This window comes from Streptomyces sp. NPDC044033 (assembly GCF_056434425.1).
Window position 1 is genome coordinate 44,760 of the sequence record NZ_JBWKFF010000020.1, and the last position, 14,426, is coordinate 59,185.

Genomic DNA, 14,426 nt, shown 5'->3' on the forward strand with positions numbered 1-14,426 from the left:
GAGTTCATGGCGCGGCAGGAGCTGGCCCGTTTCCTGCGGGAGCGCCGCGCGGCCCTGCGCCCGTACGAGCTGGGTCTGCCCACCGACGCCCCGCGCCGTACTCCGGGCCTGCGCCGCGAAGAAGTGGCGGAGCTCGCCCACATGTCTGTCGACTACTACGTACGGCTTGAGCAGGCGCGCGGCCCGCGTCCGTCGGCCCGCATCCTCGACGCACTGGCCCAGGCGCTGCGCCTGACGCCGGCCGAACGCGGCCACTTGTTCCGCCTGGCCGGAACGGGTACGCCGCCGCCCGCCACCGGTGCCGTACGGAGCGTTCGCCCGCATGTGGCCCGGATGCTGCGGCGGCTGCCGGAGACCGGCGCGATCGTCACCGACGCGGCGTACGGCGTCGTCGCCTGGAACCCGCTGGCCCAGGCCCTGCTGGGCGGTGGCCTCGGGCGGGGGACGGCGAATCTGGCCCGGCGCCGGTTTCTCGGGGAGGGGCGGTTGTACGAGAGCTCCAGCTTCGAGGAGTTCGGGAGCATCGTGGTGGCACGGCTGCACCGGGCCGCCGACCGTTACCCGCACGATCCGCAGCTCGCCGCCCTGCTGCTCGAACTTCGCACCGGCAGCGCAGAGTTCCACCGGCTCTGGGAGACCCGCCCGGTCCACGCCCCCGGCCACCGCACCAAGACGCTCGATCACCCGACGGCGGGCAGACTCCGGCTGAACTGCGACGTGCTCCTCGTACCCGAGGACGACCAGGAAATCGTCCTGATCACGGCCGACCCCGGATCTCCCTCGGCCCGGTCTCTGCGCAGGCTGGTCGCGGCGGACAGCTAGGCCGTAGGCCGTACGACCCAGAGGTAATGCCCGGCACGCGCGCGGGCACGTCGCGGTCGCGGACCGCTCGCGCCCGCGAATGAATGGGCGGGCGCTCCCCAGCGGTTACGTCACGGACTCAGCCGGACGGCGTGACCGTGGACCGCATGCCGAGCCACTGCTCGGCGCCCCATGCCTCGAACCGCTCCACTTCGGTGAACCCCAGCTTCGCCGCGAGGCGCATCGAACCGACGTTGGCGGACTGGGTGGTGAGCACCACCGGCTCGCCGGGAAGGACGCCGTCGAACCAGCCGAGCGCCGCCGCGCACGCCTCGGCGGCGTACCCGAACCCCCACGCCCGCGGCAGGAACAGATAGCCGAGGTCGGCCCTATCCGCGGCGGCCGGGCGACGGTGCCCCGTTGCTCTCCTGAGCAGGATCTGGCCGATCATCACCCCGTCGAGATCGACGACGAAACTCCCGGGCCACCTCTCGGGCACCTCGGGCGTCTCGCGCTCAAGCTCGTCACGCGGCCGGGGGCCGCCGAGGTAGGTGTGCACCTCTGGCGAGGCGAGCAACTCGATGAACACCGCGCGGTCCCGCGCCTCGGGCTCACGGAGTACGAGCCGCTCGGTCCTGATCGGCTCAGGCGGCCACGTCACAAGTCCCAGATTTTCCATCGGCGCACGCTAACAGGAGGTCAGATCAACCGAATGGCGCACGGCGCACGGCGCACGGCGCACGGCGCACGGCTCGCGGCTCGCGGCTCGCGGCTCGCGACAGTGCGCCTTGTCGGACTCCGGCGGTCGCCCGCTCCGGGCCCCGAGCCCGTACCAGCGCCCTCCGGCCAATCGCTCGCCGAGTCAACGGCTCAACGGCTCAACGGCTCAACGGACGACTCTGCCAACGCCCATTCCCACAGCCGAAATCTCATCCGCATCGACTGAGGTAAACCTCCAGCTCGGCGGCCCCGGCCAGCAACGCCCGCCCCCGGGCGTTCAGTCGGCCGCTCCAGTCACACAGTGCGGCCTCCAACGGCTCCAGCCCGCCGGCCGTTCGCACCTGGGCGATCAGTGGGGCGATCTGCTCCAGGAGGTAGCCACCGCGCCTGAGTTGGTGGGCCAGCCGGGCGTCCCGTACGTCGGCCTCGTCGTAGACGCGGTACCCGGTCCGCGGGTCGCGACGCGGACGGACCAGCCCGGCGTGCTCCCAGTTGCGCAGCGTCGCGGGCCGGATTCCGAGCTGCCCCGCCAGCGGCCCGATGAACGTGCCGCCGGGCCCGGACATCTCGACACCCCCAGGCCCCGCGTCGGGCTTGGAACCCGCTCCGGACCCCCGCCCCACACCCGACTCCAAGTCACGAAGGGCGCTCTCCACGGCCTTGAGGGTCCGTCGGTCTTCGAGTAGCTGGGCATGGCTCTCGTCGATGAGGCGGAACGCCTCATCGGCCGCGCCCTGGTTCACGGCCCGCATGATCGACGTCGCCACCTGGTGGCCGTGGCCGGGCACCAGGGCGAGGAACGCGCGCAGGGCCCCGGCGTGCAACGGGGTGTAGGTGCGGTAGCCGTGGGGTGTGCGACCGGCGGCCGGAAGGATGCCGGCCTCCTCGTAGTTCCTGATCGCCTGCGTGGACAGACCGTGCTCGCGCGCCAGATCAACTGGCCTGAGTCGTATACCGCTTTGAAGGTTTCGCCCCATGAGGCCGACCGTATCGCAGAAAAGTTTCCACCGAGGCTTCAACGATACCGTTGAGGGTATGGACAATGACTTCAAGGACACTGCCCATGCCGTCAAGGCTGCCGCCATCATGGGGCTGCTCTCGGCCCGGCCTCGGCTGCTCGCTCTGGGGGAGCCCACCCACGGCGAGGACGCTCTGCTCGACCTGCGCAACGAGCTCTTCCAGCAGCTCGTCGAGGAAGAGGGATACCGGACGATCGCGATCGAGAGCGACTGCATGATGGGCCTGGTCGTGGACGACTACGTCACCGCGGGCACGGGCACCCTCGACGAGGTGATGGAGCACGGGTTCAGCCACGGATTCGGCGCCTCCGCGGCCAACCGCGAACTGGTGCGCTGGATACGGGACTTCAACGACGGCCGACCCACCTCCGACCGGCTCCGCTTCGCCGGTTTCGACGGTCCGCTGGAGATCACCGGAGCCGCGAGCCCCCGGCAGGCCCTCACCGCGCTCCACGGCTATCTCGCGGCTCAGGTGGACGCGGACCTGCTCCCCTGCACCGGGGAAACACTCGACCGCCTGCTCGGCCCCGACGACCGGTGGACCGATCCCGCCACGATGATGGACCCGTCCCAGTCCGTGGGGCAGTCGGCCGAGGCCGGTCAACTGCGGCTGCTCGCCGACGATCTGGTGGCGCTGCTCGACGCGCGGACACCGCACCTGATCGCGGCGACCTCGCGGGACGGCTGGGACCGGGCGCGCCTGTACGGGCGTACCGCCACCGGTCTGCTGCGGTACCACCACTGGATGGCCGACACCTCGCCCGCCCGCATGACGCGGCTGCTGGGTGTGCGGGACCAGATGATGGCCCACAACCTCCTCGCCGTCGCCGAACGGGGCCCGACGCTCGCCCACGCCCACAACTCCCATCTCCAGCGGGAGGAGAGCACGATGCGGATGTGGGACCACCCGCTGCTCAAGTGGTGGAGCGCCGGCTCCATCGTCAGCGCCCACCTGGGCGAGGAGTACGCCTTCGTGGCCACGGCCCTCGGCACGATCCGGCACCAGGGAGTGGACACCCCGCCGCCGGACACCCTCGAAGGGCTCCTGTACGCGCTCCCGGAGGACCGCTGCGTCATCGACGCCCGGCGGCTGTCCACCGCCCTCGGCGATTCGCGGCCCGCGCTCCGCGAGTCCCCCTGGTTCGGCTACGCCCCGCTCGATCCGGGCCACCTGGCGAACAGCGACGGCGTCGTGTTCGTCAAGGACGTCCCGAAGCAGTAGGGCGCGCACCGGGCCGTGATCAACGAGCGGGCCCTCCCCAGGTACCGATCTTCGTGCCGCTCTTCACGCTGACCTTCGATCCGGTAGATCGCCTTGCGTCAAGCGTGCGCAACTGCCCGACCTGGAACGGAAGTTCATCGAGCCGTACCCCGAGCCGTTGCGCCAGCAGTTCGAGAGCGCGGCCTGACGGCTCAGGCCCGGCGGGAGGCGATGGGAGATACCGCGGGAATCCGGTGCCCGGCCGACGGTGTCCCATCGTTTCCGGCAGTAGCGTGACGCCCCCGCGACCAGACCCTGCCGGAGGGCCTGATCACGGGGGCCGCGAAGGGGGGTCAGATGAGGGCGGTGACCAACAGGGCGAAGGCGGCGATGATGACGGCGACGCGGACGTAGTGCAGGCGGTCCCAGCGGTTCATCTGCTGCCTCCAGTCGGCCGGCGGGCCATCGGCGGTCCACGTCTTGATCCGGTTGTTGATCGGGACGAGCAGCAGGATCGACATGGCCACGCTGAGGATCAGCAGCGCGCCGGCGGTGGTGACGAGGCCGGTGCCGTGGTGGTGCCAGCCGGTGACGGCCCAGACCGCGACGAGGACGAGCGAGCCGATGTACCAGAACGGCATCACGGCGCCGAGCAACCGGGCCCCGTGGGCGCGACCGCGCAGGCCATTGTCGGCGGGGAGTGCGTTGAGGATCGGATTGATGACGAAGGCGACGGAGAACTCCACCCCTACCATCACGCCGACGACCACGGTAGTGAACACCTCAAGTGCACTGAGCATGATGACCCATCCCGATGTCCGGCATTGAATATCTAGCGCTGCTAGCTGACGGGTCGACGCTAGTACTGCTGCCGCTCGCTTGTCTAGCGGTGCTAGGATCGAACCATGTCGGTACAGGAGCGCAAGCAGCGCGAACGGGCGGAGCGCGAGCGCCTCATCGTGGCGACAGCCCGCGAACTCGCCGAGCAGCAGGGCTGGGACGCGGTCACCACCCGTCAGCTCGCCGAGCGCATCGAGTACAGCCAGCCCGTCCTCTACAGCCACTTCCGCGGCAAGCGCGAGATCATCGGCGCCGTCGCCCTCGAAGGCGCCGCCGAGGTGGCCGCGGCACTGCGGGCCGCGGTCTCCGCCGCGGACGGACCTCGCACCCGGGTCACCGCCCTCGCCCGCACCTACCTCGAATTCGCCGCACGCAACCCGGCGGTCTACGACGCCATGTTCGAGCTCGACGGCGGCCTGGCCTTCGCGGACGAGGGCACCCCGCAACCCCTGAAGGACGCCTTCGCCGCCCTACTGGAAAGCCTCGGCGAGGTCGCCGGGGACGGCGTCAACCCGGGGCTGTTCACCGAGGTGTTCTGGGCGGCCCTGCACGGGCTGGCCACCCTGACCCGAGCGGGACGGCTGCCGCCGGAGGACGCCGGACCGAGAGTGGAGCTGCTGGTGGACCGGCTCGCCATGGCATGACGCGACGGCGGGACCCGAGGCCCCCGGCTGCGCGCCCGCCGGGATGGCCCGCCCGCAATATCGCTTCCGGTCACTCGCGCCCACACGGCGCAGCCGTGGATCGCCGGCCCCGTACCCCCGAAGGGCTCCCGCCCCGCAAGCTGCGATGATCATGATCACGACCCGATACGCGCGCCGGCGCCACCATCAGCGGTCCGACTGCCGAAGCACCCGGGATTCCAACCCATGCGAGTTCAGTCCATACGGGCCCAAAATAACGTCGGAGGAAGGGAGTTGAGGGCGCTGCGGTGCTGCCGCCGGGCGCGGTCTCGTACGCCGTCCGCTACGGGTTTCACCTCGCGCCCCGAAGTACAGCGCCGCCCCACCCATCACTCCCCTCCCCCCTGCCCCAGAAAATAGAGCGACCCCATCCGCAAACGCCGCTAGCCTGTCCCCATGCATATGCGTTTTTTCTTCGTCTGATTCCCCTTCGGGAGCCGTAGCGCTTCCCGGACGGCAGTGGGTCGTACGGTTTTGTGCCGCACCCGCAGTGATCGGATTACTTGGCCCCTCGCGGCGCGACTCAGGCGCGCCGCCAATTCGGTGCGCCTGGGTCGGCCCGTATCAGGAACGAATCGGGCACGTATCCGTCAGGTCCGTTAGACCGTTTCCGTCAGGCCGTATACATCAGGCCCTATCCGACCGGCCGTATACGACCGCTTTGGATCGCAACTGACCGCACCTGACCACATCCGTTCGCGGCCCCCGTTCACGCCCGTCCGCAGCCATTCGGCTTCCTCTCGGTGACCCCGCATTACTCATGGTTACTTCGCTGCCGAGAAGGTGGATCCGCACATGCAGAACTCATATCGCTCACGCTCCTCTCAGACCTCTCAGACCCCTCAGGTTTTTCAGGTCGTGCTGACCGATGCCGTACGGGCCCCCGCGCCCGGGCGGCCGGCCGTGCTGGACGGGGTCGGGCTGTCCGTCGCTCTGGGTGAGCGGATCGGGGTGACCGGAGAGAACGGTTCCGGTAAGTCGACGCTCCTGCGGATGATCGCCGGGGTCGATGCGCCCGACGGCGGGCAGGTGCTCGTACAGGCCCCCGGCGGCGTCGGATATCTGCCGCAGACGCCGGAGCTCCCGCTCGACGGCACCGTACAGAGCGCCGTCGACCACGCCCTCGCCGAGCTGCGGCGGCTCGAAGGGCGGATGCGCGCCGTCGAGGAGGGACTCGGGCGCGGCCCGGGCGACCTCGATGCCAAGCTCCAGGAGTACGGCGCGCTCGTCGAGGCGTTCGAGGCCCGGGACGGCTACGCCGCCGACGCCCGGGTGGAGGCTGCCCTGCACGGGCTGGGGCTGTCCGGGATCGGCCGGGACCGGGTGCTCGGCAGCCTCTCCGGCGGCGAGCTGTCCCGGCTGGGGCTCGCCTGCCTGCTCGCCGCCTCCCCGCAGCTGCTGCTGCTGGACGAGCCGACCAACCACCTCGACGCGGCGGGGCTGGAGTGGCTGGAGGACCGGCTGCGCCGGCATCGCGGCAGCGTACTGGTGGTCTCGCACGACCGGGTGTTCCTGGAGCGCGTCGCCACCGCGCTGTGGGAGGTCGACGCCGAACGGCGCGCCGTTACCCGGCACGGCAGCGGCTATGCGGGCTATCTGCGCGAGAAGGCGGCTGCCCGGCTCCGCTGGGAGCAGGCGCACCAGAACTGGCTCGCCGAAGTGGACCGGCAGCGCGCCCTCGCCCACACCGCCGCCGGTGTACTGGCGTCCGGGCCGCGCCGGGACGCCGAGCGGTCCGCGCAGCGGCATCAGCGGAACGTGGAGAAGCAGATATCCGCCCGGGTGCGCAACGCCAAGGAGCGGCTGCGACGGCTGACGGAAGACCCCGTTCCGCGGCCCCCGGAGCCGATGCGCTTCACCGCACGGCCGGCCGGAGGGGCGGCGACCGGCGAGGCGGCGGCCGGAGGAGCGTCGGCCGACGGCCGGAATCCTCTGGCCGACCTCAGCCGGGTACGGGTGGGCGACCGGCTCGACGTCGATTCCTTCGAGGTCGGGCCCGGTGAGCGCGTACTCGTCACCGGTCCCAACGGGGCCGGGAAGAGCACCCTGCTACGCGTCCTGGCAGGCGCCCTCGAACCCGACCGGGGCCAGGTCACTCGCGCCCGCCGGACCGGCTGGCTCCCGCAGGAGAGCACCGGCGAGATCGCCGACCCGCGCGCCGACCTGCTGGCCGCCTACGCCGAGTCCCTGCCCGGCGCGCCCGAGGAGCACCGCGAGGCGCTGCTCGGGCTCGGGCTGTTCCGCCCGGCCGACCTGCTGACGCCGGTGGGCGACCTGTCCGTCGGCCAGCTCCGCCGGCTGTCCCTGGCCCGGCTGCTGCGGCGCCCGGTCGATCTGCTGCTGCTGGACGAGCCGACCAACCACCTCTCCCCCGCCCTGGTCGAGGACCTGGAGGAGGCCCTGTCCCACTACCGGGGCGCGCTGGTGACCGTCTCCCACGACCGGATGCTCACCCGGCGCTTCACGGGCCGACGGGTCGAGCTGGAAGGGGGGCGCGTACGGGCGGAGCCCCGCATCCCGGCCTCCTGAGGCTCCCGAGGTTCCTGAGCCTGCTAAGGGCCCCTGAGCCCTTTAGCCCCTGAGCCCCGGCCCCGTACACCGACGGCGCATCCGCCCCGCCCCGTACGCCGACGGCACACCCGACCCCGCCCCGGACCCGACCCCGCCCCCAGCCCCAGCCCGTACACGAACGAACAGCCGCGGCCCCGGACGCAAAGAAACCGGCCCCGGACCGTCATATACGGTCCGGGGCCGGCCCCTCACATGTCGCCGACAAGCGTCAGGCAGCAGCCCTCAGCCGTCAGGCGCCACGCGTCACGCGTCCTTGCTCAGATTCGTCGGCCCAGCGCCACCGGCCGCCTGCTCGATCGGCGGGGTGTCCGGCAGGGCTGCCTTCTCCTCGCCGCGGAAGGTGAACTTCTGCTGGTCACCCTCGCCCTCGACGCCGACGACCACGATGTGACCGGAGCGCAGCTCACCGAAGAGGATCTTCTCGGAGAGGATGTCCTCGATCTCCCGCTGGATCGTCCGGCGCAGCGGCCGGGCGCCCAGGACCGGGTCGTAGCCCCGCTTGGCGAGCAGCGACTTGGCTTCCGCGCTGAGCTCGATGCCCATGTCGCGGTCCTTGAGCCGCTCGTCCACCTTGGCGAGCATGAGGTCGACGATCTGGATGATGTCTTCCTCGGTCAGCTGGTGGAAGACGACCGTGTCATCGACGCGGTTGAGGAACTCGGGGCGGAAGTGCTGCTTGAGCTCTTCGTTGACCTTGTTCTTCATGCGCTCGTAGTTGGTCTTCACATCGGCCGCACCGGCGAAGCCGAGGTTGAAACCCTTCGAGATGTCCCGGGTGCCCAGGTTGGTCGTCATGATGATGACCGTGTTCTTGAAGTCCACGACCCGGCCCTGGGAGTCGGTCAGCCGACCGTCCTCCAGGATCTGGAGCAGCGAGTTGAAGATGTCCGGGTGGGCCTTCTCCACCTCGTCGAAGAGGACGACGGAGAACGGCTTGCGGCGCACCTTCTCGGTGAGCTGGCCGCCCTCCTCGTACCCGACGTAGCCGGGAGGGGAGCCGAAGAGCCGGGAGACCGTGTGCTTCTCGCTGAACTCCGACATGTCGAGGGAGATCAGCGCGTCCTCGTCGCCGAAGAGGAACTCGGCGAGCGTCTTGGACAGCTCGGTCTTACCGACGCCGGACGGGCCCGCGAAGATGAACGAGCCGCCGGGGCGCTTCGGGTCCTTGAGGCCCGCACGCGTGCGCCGGATGGCCTGGGAGAGCGCCTTGATGGCGTCCTTCTGGCCGATGACGCGCTTGTGCAGCTCGTCCTCCATGCGCAGCAGGCGCGAGGACTCCTCCTCGGTCAGCTTGAAGACCGGGATGCCGGTGGCCGTGGCCAGGACCTCGGCGATCAGATCGCCGTCGACCTCGGCGACGACGTCCATGTCGCCGGCCTTCCACTCCTTCTCCCGCTTCGTCTTCCCGGCAAGGAGCTGCTTCTCCTTGTCGCGCAGCGAGGCCGCCTTCTCGAAGTCCTGCGAGTCGATCGCGGACTCCTTGTCCCGGCGCACGTCGGCGATCTTCTCGTCGAACTCGCGGAGGTCCGGCGGTGCGGTCATCCGGCGGATGCGCATCCGGGAGCCGGCTTCGTCGATCAGGTCGATCGCCTTGTCCGGCAGGAAGCGGTCGGAGATGTAGCGGTCGGCCAGGGTGGCGGCCTGGACCAGCGCCTCGTCCGTGATGGAGACCCGGTGGTGGGCCTCGTAACGGTCGCGCAGCCCCTTGAGGATCTCGATGGTGTGCGGCAGCGACGGCTCCGCGACCTGGATGGGCTGGAAGCGGCGCTCCAGCGCGGCGTCCTTCTCCAGGTGCTTGCGGTACTCGTCGAGCGTCGTGGCACCGATCGTCTGGAGCTCGCCGCGGGCCAGCATCGGCTTAAGGATCGAAGCCGCATCGATCGCGCCCTCGGCGGCGCCCGCACCCACGAGGGTGTGGAGCTCGTCGATGAACAGGATGATGTCGCCGCGGGTGCGGATCTCCTTGAGGACCTTCTTCAAGCGCTCCTCGAAGTCACCGCGGTAGCGGGAGCCGGCGACCAGCGCGCCGAGGTCCAGGGTGTAGAGGTGCTTGTCCTTGAGGGTCTCGGGCACCTCGCCCTTGACGATGGCCTGCGCCAGTCCCTCGACGACCGCCGTCTTGCCGACGCCGGGCTCGCCGATGAGGACCGGGTTGTTCTTGGTACGGCGGGACAGCACCTGCATGACCCGCTCGATCTCCTTCTCGCGCCCGATGACCGGGTCGAGCTTGGATTCGCGGGCGGCCTGAGTCAGGTTGCGGCCGAACTGGTCCAGGACGAGGGAGGTCGAGGGCGTGCCCTCGGCCGGACCGCCTGCCGTGGCGGCCTCCTTGCCCTGGTAGCCGGAGAGCAGCTGGATGACCTGCTGCCGCACCCGGTTCAGATCGGCGCCCAGCTTCACGAGGACCTGGGCGGCGACGCCCTCGCCCTCGCGGATCAGGCCGAGCAGGATGTGCTCCGTACCGATGTAGTTGTGGCCGAGCTGAAGGGCCTCACGGAGCGACAGCTCCAGGACCTTCTTGGCACGGGGGGTGAAGGGGATGTGCCCGGACGGGGCCTGCTGGCCCTGCCCGATGATCTCCTCCACCTGCTGGCGGACCGCCTCGAGCGAAATCCCGAGGCTCTCCAGGGCCTTAGCGGCGACACCCTCACCCTCGTGGATCAGGCCCAGGAGGATGTGCTCGGTGCCGATGTAGTTGTGGTTGAGCATCCGGGCTTCTTCCTGAGCCAGGACGACAACCCGCCGCGCGCGGTCGGTGAACCTCTCGAACATCGTTAATCGCTCCTCAGAGCGGTCAGGCAGATCGGGGACGGTCCCCTCCCTGTCCTTCCGCATGCTAGTCCCGTAGGACGGGACAGCTCATTCCAACTGCCGACATCCGTCCGGATCACCCCCACCGCAGCAGGGAAACCAATTCGCCGAACAGCCGACATCTGCTCCAACCCGATGGTGCGAGACGATGTTCCCGCAGGCCAGGCATATACGCCCGTCACCAGTACGCCGATGGCGAACGCCGAGCCTCCTGACACGCGGACCGCCCCTCTCCACTAGGGATGTCTTACCCGTCAGCACTGACAGTCCATGCCGCGCGGGTGGATTCCATCCGCTACGGGCGAACACCCGCACGCCCCCTTGGCGCCTCCGAACTCCCCTTGCCGATCACGGTTCGCTTCGGGGCCCGGACCGAGCGTAACCTCTGCCGGTTCGCGGCAGTTGCAGCAAGCATGACTTCCGCCGTCCCTGTGCCCCGCCCCAGGGCGCCGCTCGACGCCGTCCGGCGGTGGTACGAGCGCGAGCTGGGCTGGCCGGCCACGGGTGGCTCGGCCGGGGAGCCCGTACAGCTGCTCACCGGGGTCCGGTTCGACGTGCTGGAGCTGCCCTCCGACGCCGGGTTCGCGGTGCTGCGGCGAGTGGCGCGGACCGGTCCGGTCGCGTTCGACCCACGCGCGGGCGCCGTGCGGCTGCTGGTCGCCGCGGGCAGCGCCGACGAGCTGCCGGGGCTGCTCGACTGGCTGGAGTGGGGCGGCATCGCCCTCGATCTGACCGTGCTCGGACCGGGCGGCCGGATCGCCGCACCGACGCCGGGCGCGGTCGCCGGCTCGCGGGAGACCGTATGGGTACGGCCTCCCGAACCGGGGTGCGAGGTCGAGCCGACGCTGCCGGTCACCGGCCTCGGGGACGGTGGGGGCGCCCCCGATCTCGTACGGCTCGTGGGCGCGGCGGCGACGGAGTGTCACCGGGCCCGGTTGCTACGTGCCGCGGGGGCTCGCAGCGGTCAGCCCTCGGAGTTTCAGCCGTTGGCCTTCTCGTAAGCCTCACGCACGGTCGCGGGCACGCGGCCGCGGTCGTTTACCTCAAAACCGTTCGACTTCGCCCACGCGCGGATCTTCGCGGTGTCCTGGCTGCTGCCGGCGCCGGCACGGGCCTTGCCCCGGCTGGCCGCGGCGCGACCGCCGGTCCGACGGCCACTCTTCGTGTACGGCTCAAGCAGGCCACGCAGCTTGTCCGCGTTGGCGGTGGTGAGGTCGATCTCGTAAGTCTTGCCGTCCAGTGCGAACGTGACGGTCTCGTCGGCCTCGCCACCGTCGAGGTCATCGACAAGAAGGACCTGAACCTTCTGTGCCACGGGGGATTCCTTTCACAGAAAAGGGGATCTGGGGACCACGGCGATAGCAGCGCATGTCGCTGCCCCAGTAATTACACTACGAGGGAATAGCAAACCGCCTTTCCCGGAAAAACACAAACCCCCGGGGATGGATCGCCTCGGCTTCCGCGTGGGAACCACGCGTTCCAGAGCCATGTGATAGGGGCGCGATTCGGACATAGAGCCCGCGATCACAGATGCAGAAGCATCCGGCTGTTGCCAAGGGTGTTCGGCTTCACCCGTTCGAGACCCAGGAACTCGGCAACGCCCTCGTCATAGGAACGCAGCAGCTCACTGTAGACATCACCATCGACGGGTGTCTCGCCGATCTCCACGAAGCGGTGCTTGGCGAAGAAGTCCACTTCGAAGGTGAGGCAGAAAATACGGCGCACACCCAGCCACCGAGCCGTCTCCAACAGCTTGTCCAGAACCAGATGACCGACTCCGAGGCCCTTGACGCTCTTGTCGACCGCGAGAGTACGCACCTCGGCCAGGTCTTCCCACATCACATGCAGCGCGCCGCAGCCGATGACCTCGGCGTCCGCCATGTCTTCGGCGGCTTCGGCGGCTTCGGCGGCTTCAGCGACTTCAGCGGCTTCGACGGCTTCCCCGGCTCGCTCGGCGACCCAGAACTCCTGGATGTCCTCGTAAAGAGTCACCATGGCTTTGTCGAGGAGGATGCCGTCCGGTACGTACGAGTCGATGAGCCTGCGGAGCGCTGGTACATCGCTGGTCCTGGCCCGGCGGACGGTGACGACTTTTGATAGTGCGGCCATGGCCGGACGCTATCGCCCCGCCTCGCCGGAGCTGTCGCCGGGCCCGAGTTGCACCACCCGCATCGCATCCCGCAGGGCATCCCGCTCTTCGGCGGACATCATCCCGAAGAACGCGACCAGAGCGGCCGCCGGGTTGTCGCTGACGGACCAGGCATCGTTCATCAGTGCGGCCGAGTAGGCGGCCCGCGTCGAGACCGCGGCATATCTATAGGCGCGGCCTTCCACTTCCCGGCGTACCCAACCCTTCTGATACAGGTTGTCCATCACCGTTATGACCGTGGTGTAGGCGATGGAGCGTTCCCGCTGAAGGTCTTCCAGGACTTCTCGAACAGTGACGGGACGGTTCCACTCCCACACGCGCGTCATGACGGCGTCTTCCAGATCACCCAGTCGTCGAGGCACACGCGAATAATAGTGGGAGATGTCTCCAATGCCGGTTTATTTGCGCGACATAAAGGGGCGTGCGGGCCGCGATTTGTGATCGCGGTCCACACGCCCCTTCGTTACGGGCGGTGGCGGCATGCCGTTGCGGCGGCCGCCGACGGGGCCGGGCAGAACCCCGCGCAGAACGCGGGGGCGGAACCCTGGGGAGAACCCGGGGCGGAACGCTGGGTGAAATCAGGCCCCGGAGCCGTTGGGCGCCTGCTGGGCGGATTCGGCGCGCTTGAGTGCGGCGTCGACCGCCTCGTCTTCCTTACCCTTGTTCGCGCCACCCTGGCTCTTGACGATTACGACGATCAGCGCGGTGAAGGCCACCGCCATAATCAGGGGCGGGGTCAGCGCGGAGACGTAGTCCATGGCCGTCGGCCTCCTTCTGCGGCTGCCGCCGCGATTGCTGCGCGAGACATCCAGGTTAGCGACCCGCACCCGGCGCGCTCGGCCCGGGTGGCGGAACGGCACGACCGCCCGGCATGTCGCGCCGCACCCCGGCCGCGCGCGTCAGGCCGTACGGGCCTTCTCACCCGGCGCCGCGGCCGGTGCCGGTGCCGCGTCCGGGGCCGTGTCCGGGGCCGTGTCCGGGGCCGCCGCCGGGTCGGGGCGGCGGCGCGGCGGGAAGACCTCGGCCGGGGTGGGCGCGGGCCGTTTGGGCTGCGGCGTCCCGGGCTTCGCGGGGGCGGCGGGCCGGGGCGCCGGGTTGGGTGCGGGGCGGGGCGCGCCCTCGTCGGCGGCCTGCGCGCCGCGTCCCCCGGGCAGCGCGAGGAGCCGCGCGCGCCGCGACATCGGGAGGGCGGGCGGCGCCGGCTCGGCGGTACGTCCCGCGAGGCGGGCCCGTACGGACCGCTCGGCGATCCGCTCGCAGCGGTGCAGCAGGGCACGGCGGCGGTCGGCCTCGGCGTCGCCGGACGGATCGGAGCAGAGCGAGCGGAGGGCGGCGAGGTCGTCCGGGCGGGGCAGATAGCCGGCCGACAGAGCGTCCTCAAGCTGCTCCAGGTAGCCGGGGGCGGAGCCGGGGAGGGCGGCGCGGTAGCGGGCAAGGTCGGCGAGGAGGAAGGCTCGTAGCCGGCCTCCCTCACGGACCGCCTCGTCCACGGCCTCGGCGAGTCGGAGGCAGTCCTGGACCTCCTCGGCCCGTGCGGGGCCGATCGGGGCGGGGACGGGGTGGGGCTGAAGGGCGATGGCGAGGGCGCGTCGGAGCACACGCAGCTCGTCCGCGCTGAACGCCATTCCGCC

At 70.2% G+C, this 14,426-nt stretch carries 14 protein-coding genes; 5 read left to right on the forward strand and 9 right to left on the reverse strand.

What is annotated here, in order from left to right; all coding sequences use genetic code 11:
* Positions 1-6 precede the first annotated feature (6 nt).
* Complete coding sequence (locus AC07AB_RS30005) at positions 7-822, forward strand: helix-turn-helix transcriptional regulator (RefSeq protein ID WP_478573290.1); 816 nt, start codon at positions 7-9, stop codon at positions 820-822.
* Between the two features lie 118 nt (positions 823-940).
* Here the strand turns inward: AC07AB_RS30005 and AC07AB_RS30010 are convergent, their stop codons facing one another.
* Both AC07AB_RS30010 and AC07AB_RS30015 read right to left on the reverse strand, forming a co-directional pair.
* Positions 941-1,480, reverse strand: coding sequence for a GNAT family N-acetyltransferase (locus AC07AB_RS30010; RefSeq protein WP_478573292.1), 540 nt, complete (start codon positions 1,478-1,480; stop codon positions 941-943).
* Between the two features lie 250 nt (positions 1,481-1,730).
* Complete coding sequence (locus AC07AB_RS30015; protein ID WP_478573294.1) at positions 1,731-2,498, reverse strand: TioE family transcriptional regulator; 768 nt, start codon at positions 2,496-2,498, stop codon at positions 1,731-1,733.
* A 58-nt stretch (positions 2,499-2,556) separates the two neighbouring features.
* Here AC07AB_RS30015 and AC07AB_RS30020 point away from each other — a divergent pair, with 58 nt between their 5' ends.
* Entirely contained in the window at positions 2,557-3,762 is a 1,206-nt protein-coding gene (locus AC07AB_RS30020) for an erythromycin esterase family protein (protein WP_478573297.1), read from the forward strand.
* Positions 3,763-4,094: 332 nt separating this feature from the next.
* Here the strand turns inward: AC07AB_RS30020 and AC07AB_RS30025 are convergent, their stop codons facing one another.
* Positions 4,095-4,541, reverse strand: a complete 447-nt coding sequence (locus tag AC07AB_RS30025; RefSeq protein ID WP_478573300.1) for an anthrone oxygenase family protein — start codon at positions 4,539-4,541, stop codon at positions 4,095-4,097.
* A 105-nt stretch (positions 4,542-4,646) separates the two neighbouring features.
* Between AC07AB_RS30025 and AC07AB_RS30030 the strand changes: the two genes are divergently transcribed.
* Both AC07AB_RS30030 and AC07AB_RS30035 read left to right on the forward strand, forming a co-directional pair.
* Entirely contained in the window at positions 4,647-5,225 is a 579-nt protein-coding gene (locus AC07AB_RS30030; RefSeq protein ID WP_478573303.1) for a TetR/AcrR family transcriptional regulator, read from the forward strand.
* A gap of 834 nt (positions 5,226-6,059) precedes the next feature.
* Complete coding sequence (locus tag AC07AB_RS30035) at positions 6,060-7,793, forward strand: ABC-F family ATP-binding cassette domain-containing protein (RefSeq protein ID WP_478573305.1); 1,734 nt, start codon at positions 6,060-6,062, stop codon at positions 7,791-7,793.
* Positions 7,794-8,078: 285 nt separating this feature from the next.
* Here AC07AB_RS30035 and AC07AB_RS30040 read toward each other — a convergent pair whose 3' ends face one another.
* Positions 8,079-10,607 (reverse strand): ATP-dependent Clp protease ATP-binding subunit, encoded by a 2,529-nt coding sequence (locus tag AC07AB_RS30040; RefSeq protein WP_478573308.1) that lies wholly within the window; start codon positions 10,605-10,607, stop codon positions 8,079-8,081.
* 452 nt (positions 10,608-11,059) lie between these two features.
* On the opposite strand from AC07AB_RS30040, the gene AC07AB_RS30045 reads away from it, so the two are divergent.
* Complete coding sequence (locus tag AC07AB_RS30045; RefSeq protein ID WP_478573310.1) at positions 11,060-11,647, forward strand: SCO3374 family protein; 588 nt, start codon at positions 11,060-11,062, stop codon at positions 11,645-11,647.
* Here AC07AB_RS30045 and AC07AB_RS30050 read toward each other — a convergent pair.
* The 5 genes from AC07AB_RS30050 to AC07AB_RS30070 all read right to left on the reverse strand — a co-directional run bounded on the left by AC07AB_RS30050 (position 11,626) and on the right by AC07AB_RS30070 (position 14,420).
* Entirely contained in the window at positions 11,626-11,961 is a 336-nt protein-coding gene (locus tag AC07AB_RS30050) for a histone-like nucleoid-structuring protein Lsr2 (RefSeq protein ID WP_478573311.1), read from the reverse strand. The genes AC07AB_RS30045 and AC07AB_RS30050 overlap by 22 nt on opposite strands.
* 209 nt (positions 11,962-12,170) lie before the next feature.
* The gene (locus AC07AB_RS30055) at positions 12,171-12,755 is read right to left on the reverse strand and encodes an amino-acid N-acetyltransferase (protein WP_478573313.1); all 585 of its coding nucleotides are present in this window, start codon (positions 12,753-12,755) and stop codon (positions 12,171-12,173) included.
* Positions 12,756-12,764: 9 nt separating this feature from the next.
* Positions 12,765-13,157: a BlaI/MecI/CopY family transcriptional regulator gene (locus AC07AB_RS30060; RefSeq protein WP_478573315.1), complete on the reverse strand. Its 393-nt coding sequence runs from the start codon at positions 13,155-13,157 to the stop codon at positions 12,765-12,767.
* A gap of 216 nt (positions 13,158-13,373) precedes the next feature.
* On the reverse strand, positions 13,374-13,553 hold the full coding sequence (locus tag AC07AB_RS30065) for a hypothetical protein (RefSeq protein WP_478573317.1): 180 nt from the start codon (positions 13,551-13,553) through the stop codon (positions 13,374-13,376).
* A 141-nt stretch (positions 13,554-13,694) separates the two neighbouring features.
* A complete protein-coding gene (locus AC07AB_RS30070; protein ID WP_478573583.1) occupies positions 13,695-14,420 on the reverse strand; it encodes a hypothetical protein in 726 nt (241 codons plus the stop codon).
* Between the last annotated feature and the right edge of the window lie 6 nt (positions 14,421-14,426).

Coding starts and splice junctions, on each gene's coding strand:
- AC07AB_RS30005 (WP_478573290.1), top strand. CDS start 7: ATGGCGCGGCAGGAGCTGGCCCGTTTCCTGCGGGAGCGCCGCGCGGCC.
- AC07AB_RS30010 (WP_478573292.1), bottom strand. CDS start 1,480: ATGGAAAATCTGGGACTTGTGACGTGGCCGCCTGAGCCGATCAGGACC.
- AC07AB_RS30015 (WP_478573294.1), bottom strand. CDS start 2,498: ATGGGGCGAAACCTTCAAAGCGGTATACGACTCAGGCCAGTTGATCTG.
- AC07AB_RS30020 (WP_478573297.1), top strand. CDS start 2,557: ATGGACAATGACTTCAAGGACACTGCCCATGCCGTCAAGGCTGCCGCC.
- AC07AB_RS30025 (WP_478573300.1), bottom strand. CDS start 4,541: ATGCTCAGTGCACTTGAGGTGTTCACTACCGTGGTCGTCGGCGTGATG.
- AC07AB_RS30030 (WP_478573303.1), top strand. CDS start 4,647: ATGTCGGTACAGGAGCGCAAGCAGCGCGAACGGGCGGAGCGCGAGCGC.
- AC07AB_RS30035 (WP_478573305.1), top strand. CDS start 6,060: ATGCAGAACTCATATCGCTCACGCTCCTCTCAGACCTCTCAGACCCCT.
- AC07AB_RS30040 (WP_478573308.1), bottom strand. CDS start 10,607: ATGTTCGAGAGGTTCACCGACCGCGCGCGGCGGGTTGTCGTCCTGGCT.
- AC07AB_RS30045 (WP_478573310.1), top strand. CDS start 11,060: ATGACTTCCGCCGTCCCTGTGCCCCGCCCCAGGGCGCCGCTCGACGCC.
- AC07AB_RS30055 (WP_478573313.1), bottom strand. CDS start 12,755: ATGGCCGCACTATCAAAAGTCGTCACCGTCCGCCGGGCCAGGACCAGC.
- AC07AB_RS30065 (WP_478573317.1), bottom strand. CDS start 13,553: ATGGACTACGTCTCCGCGCTGACCCCGCCCCTGATTATGGCGGTGGCC.
- AC07AB_RS30070 (WP_478573583.1), bottom strand. CDS start 14,420: ATGGCGTTCAGCGCGGACGAGCTGCGTGTGCTCCGACGCGCCCTCGCC.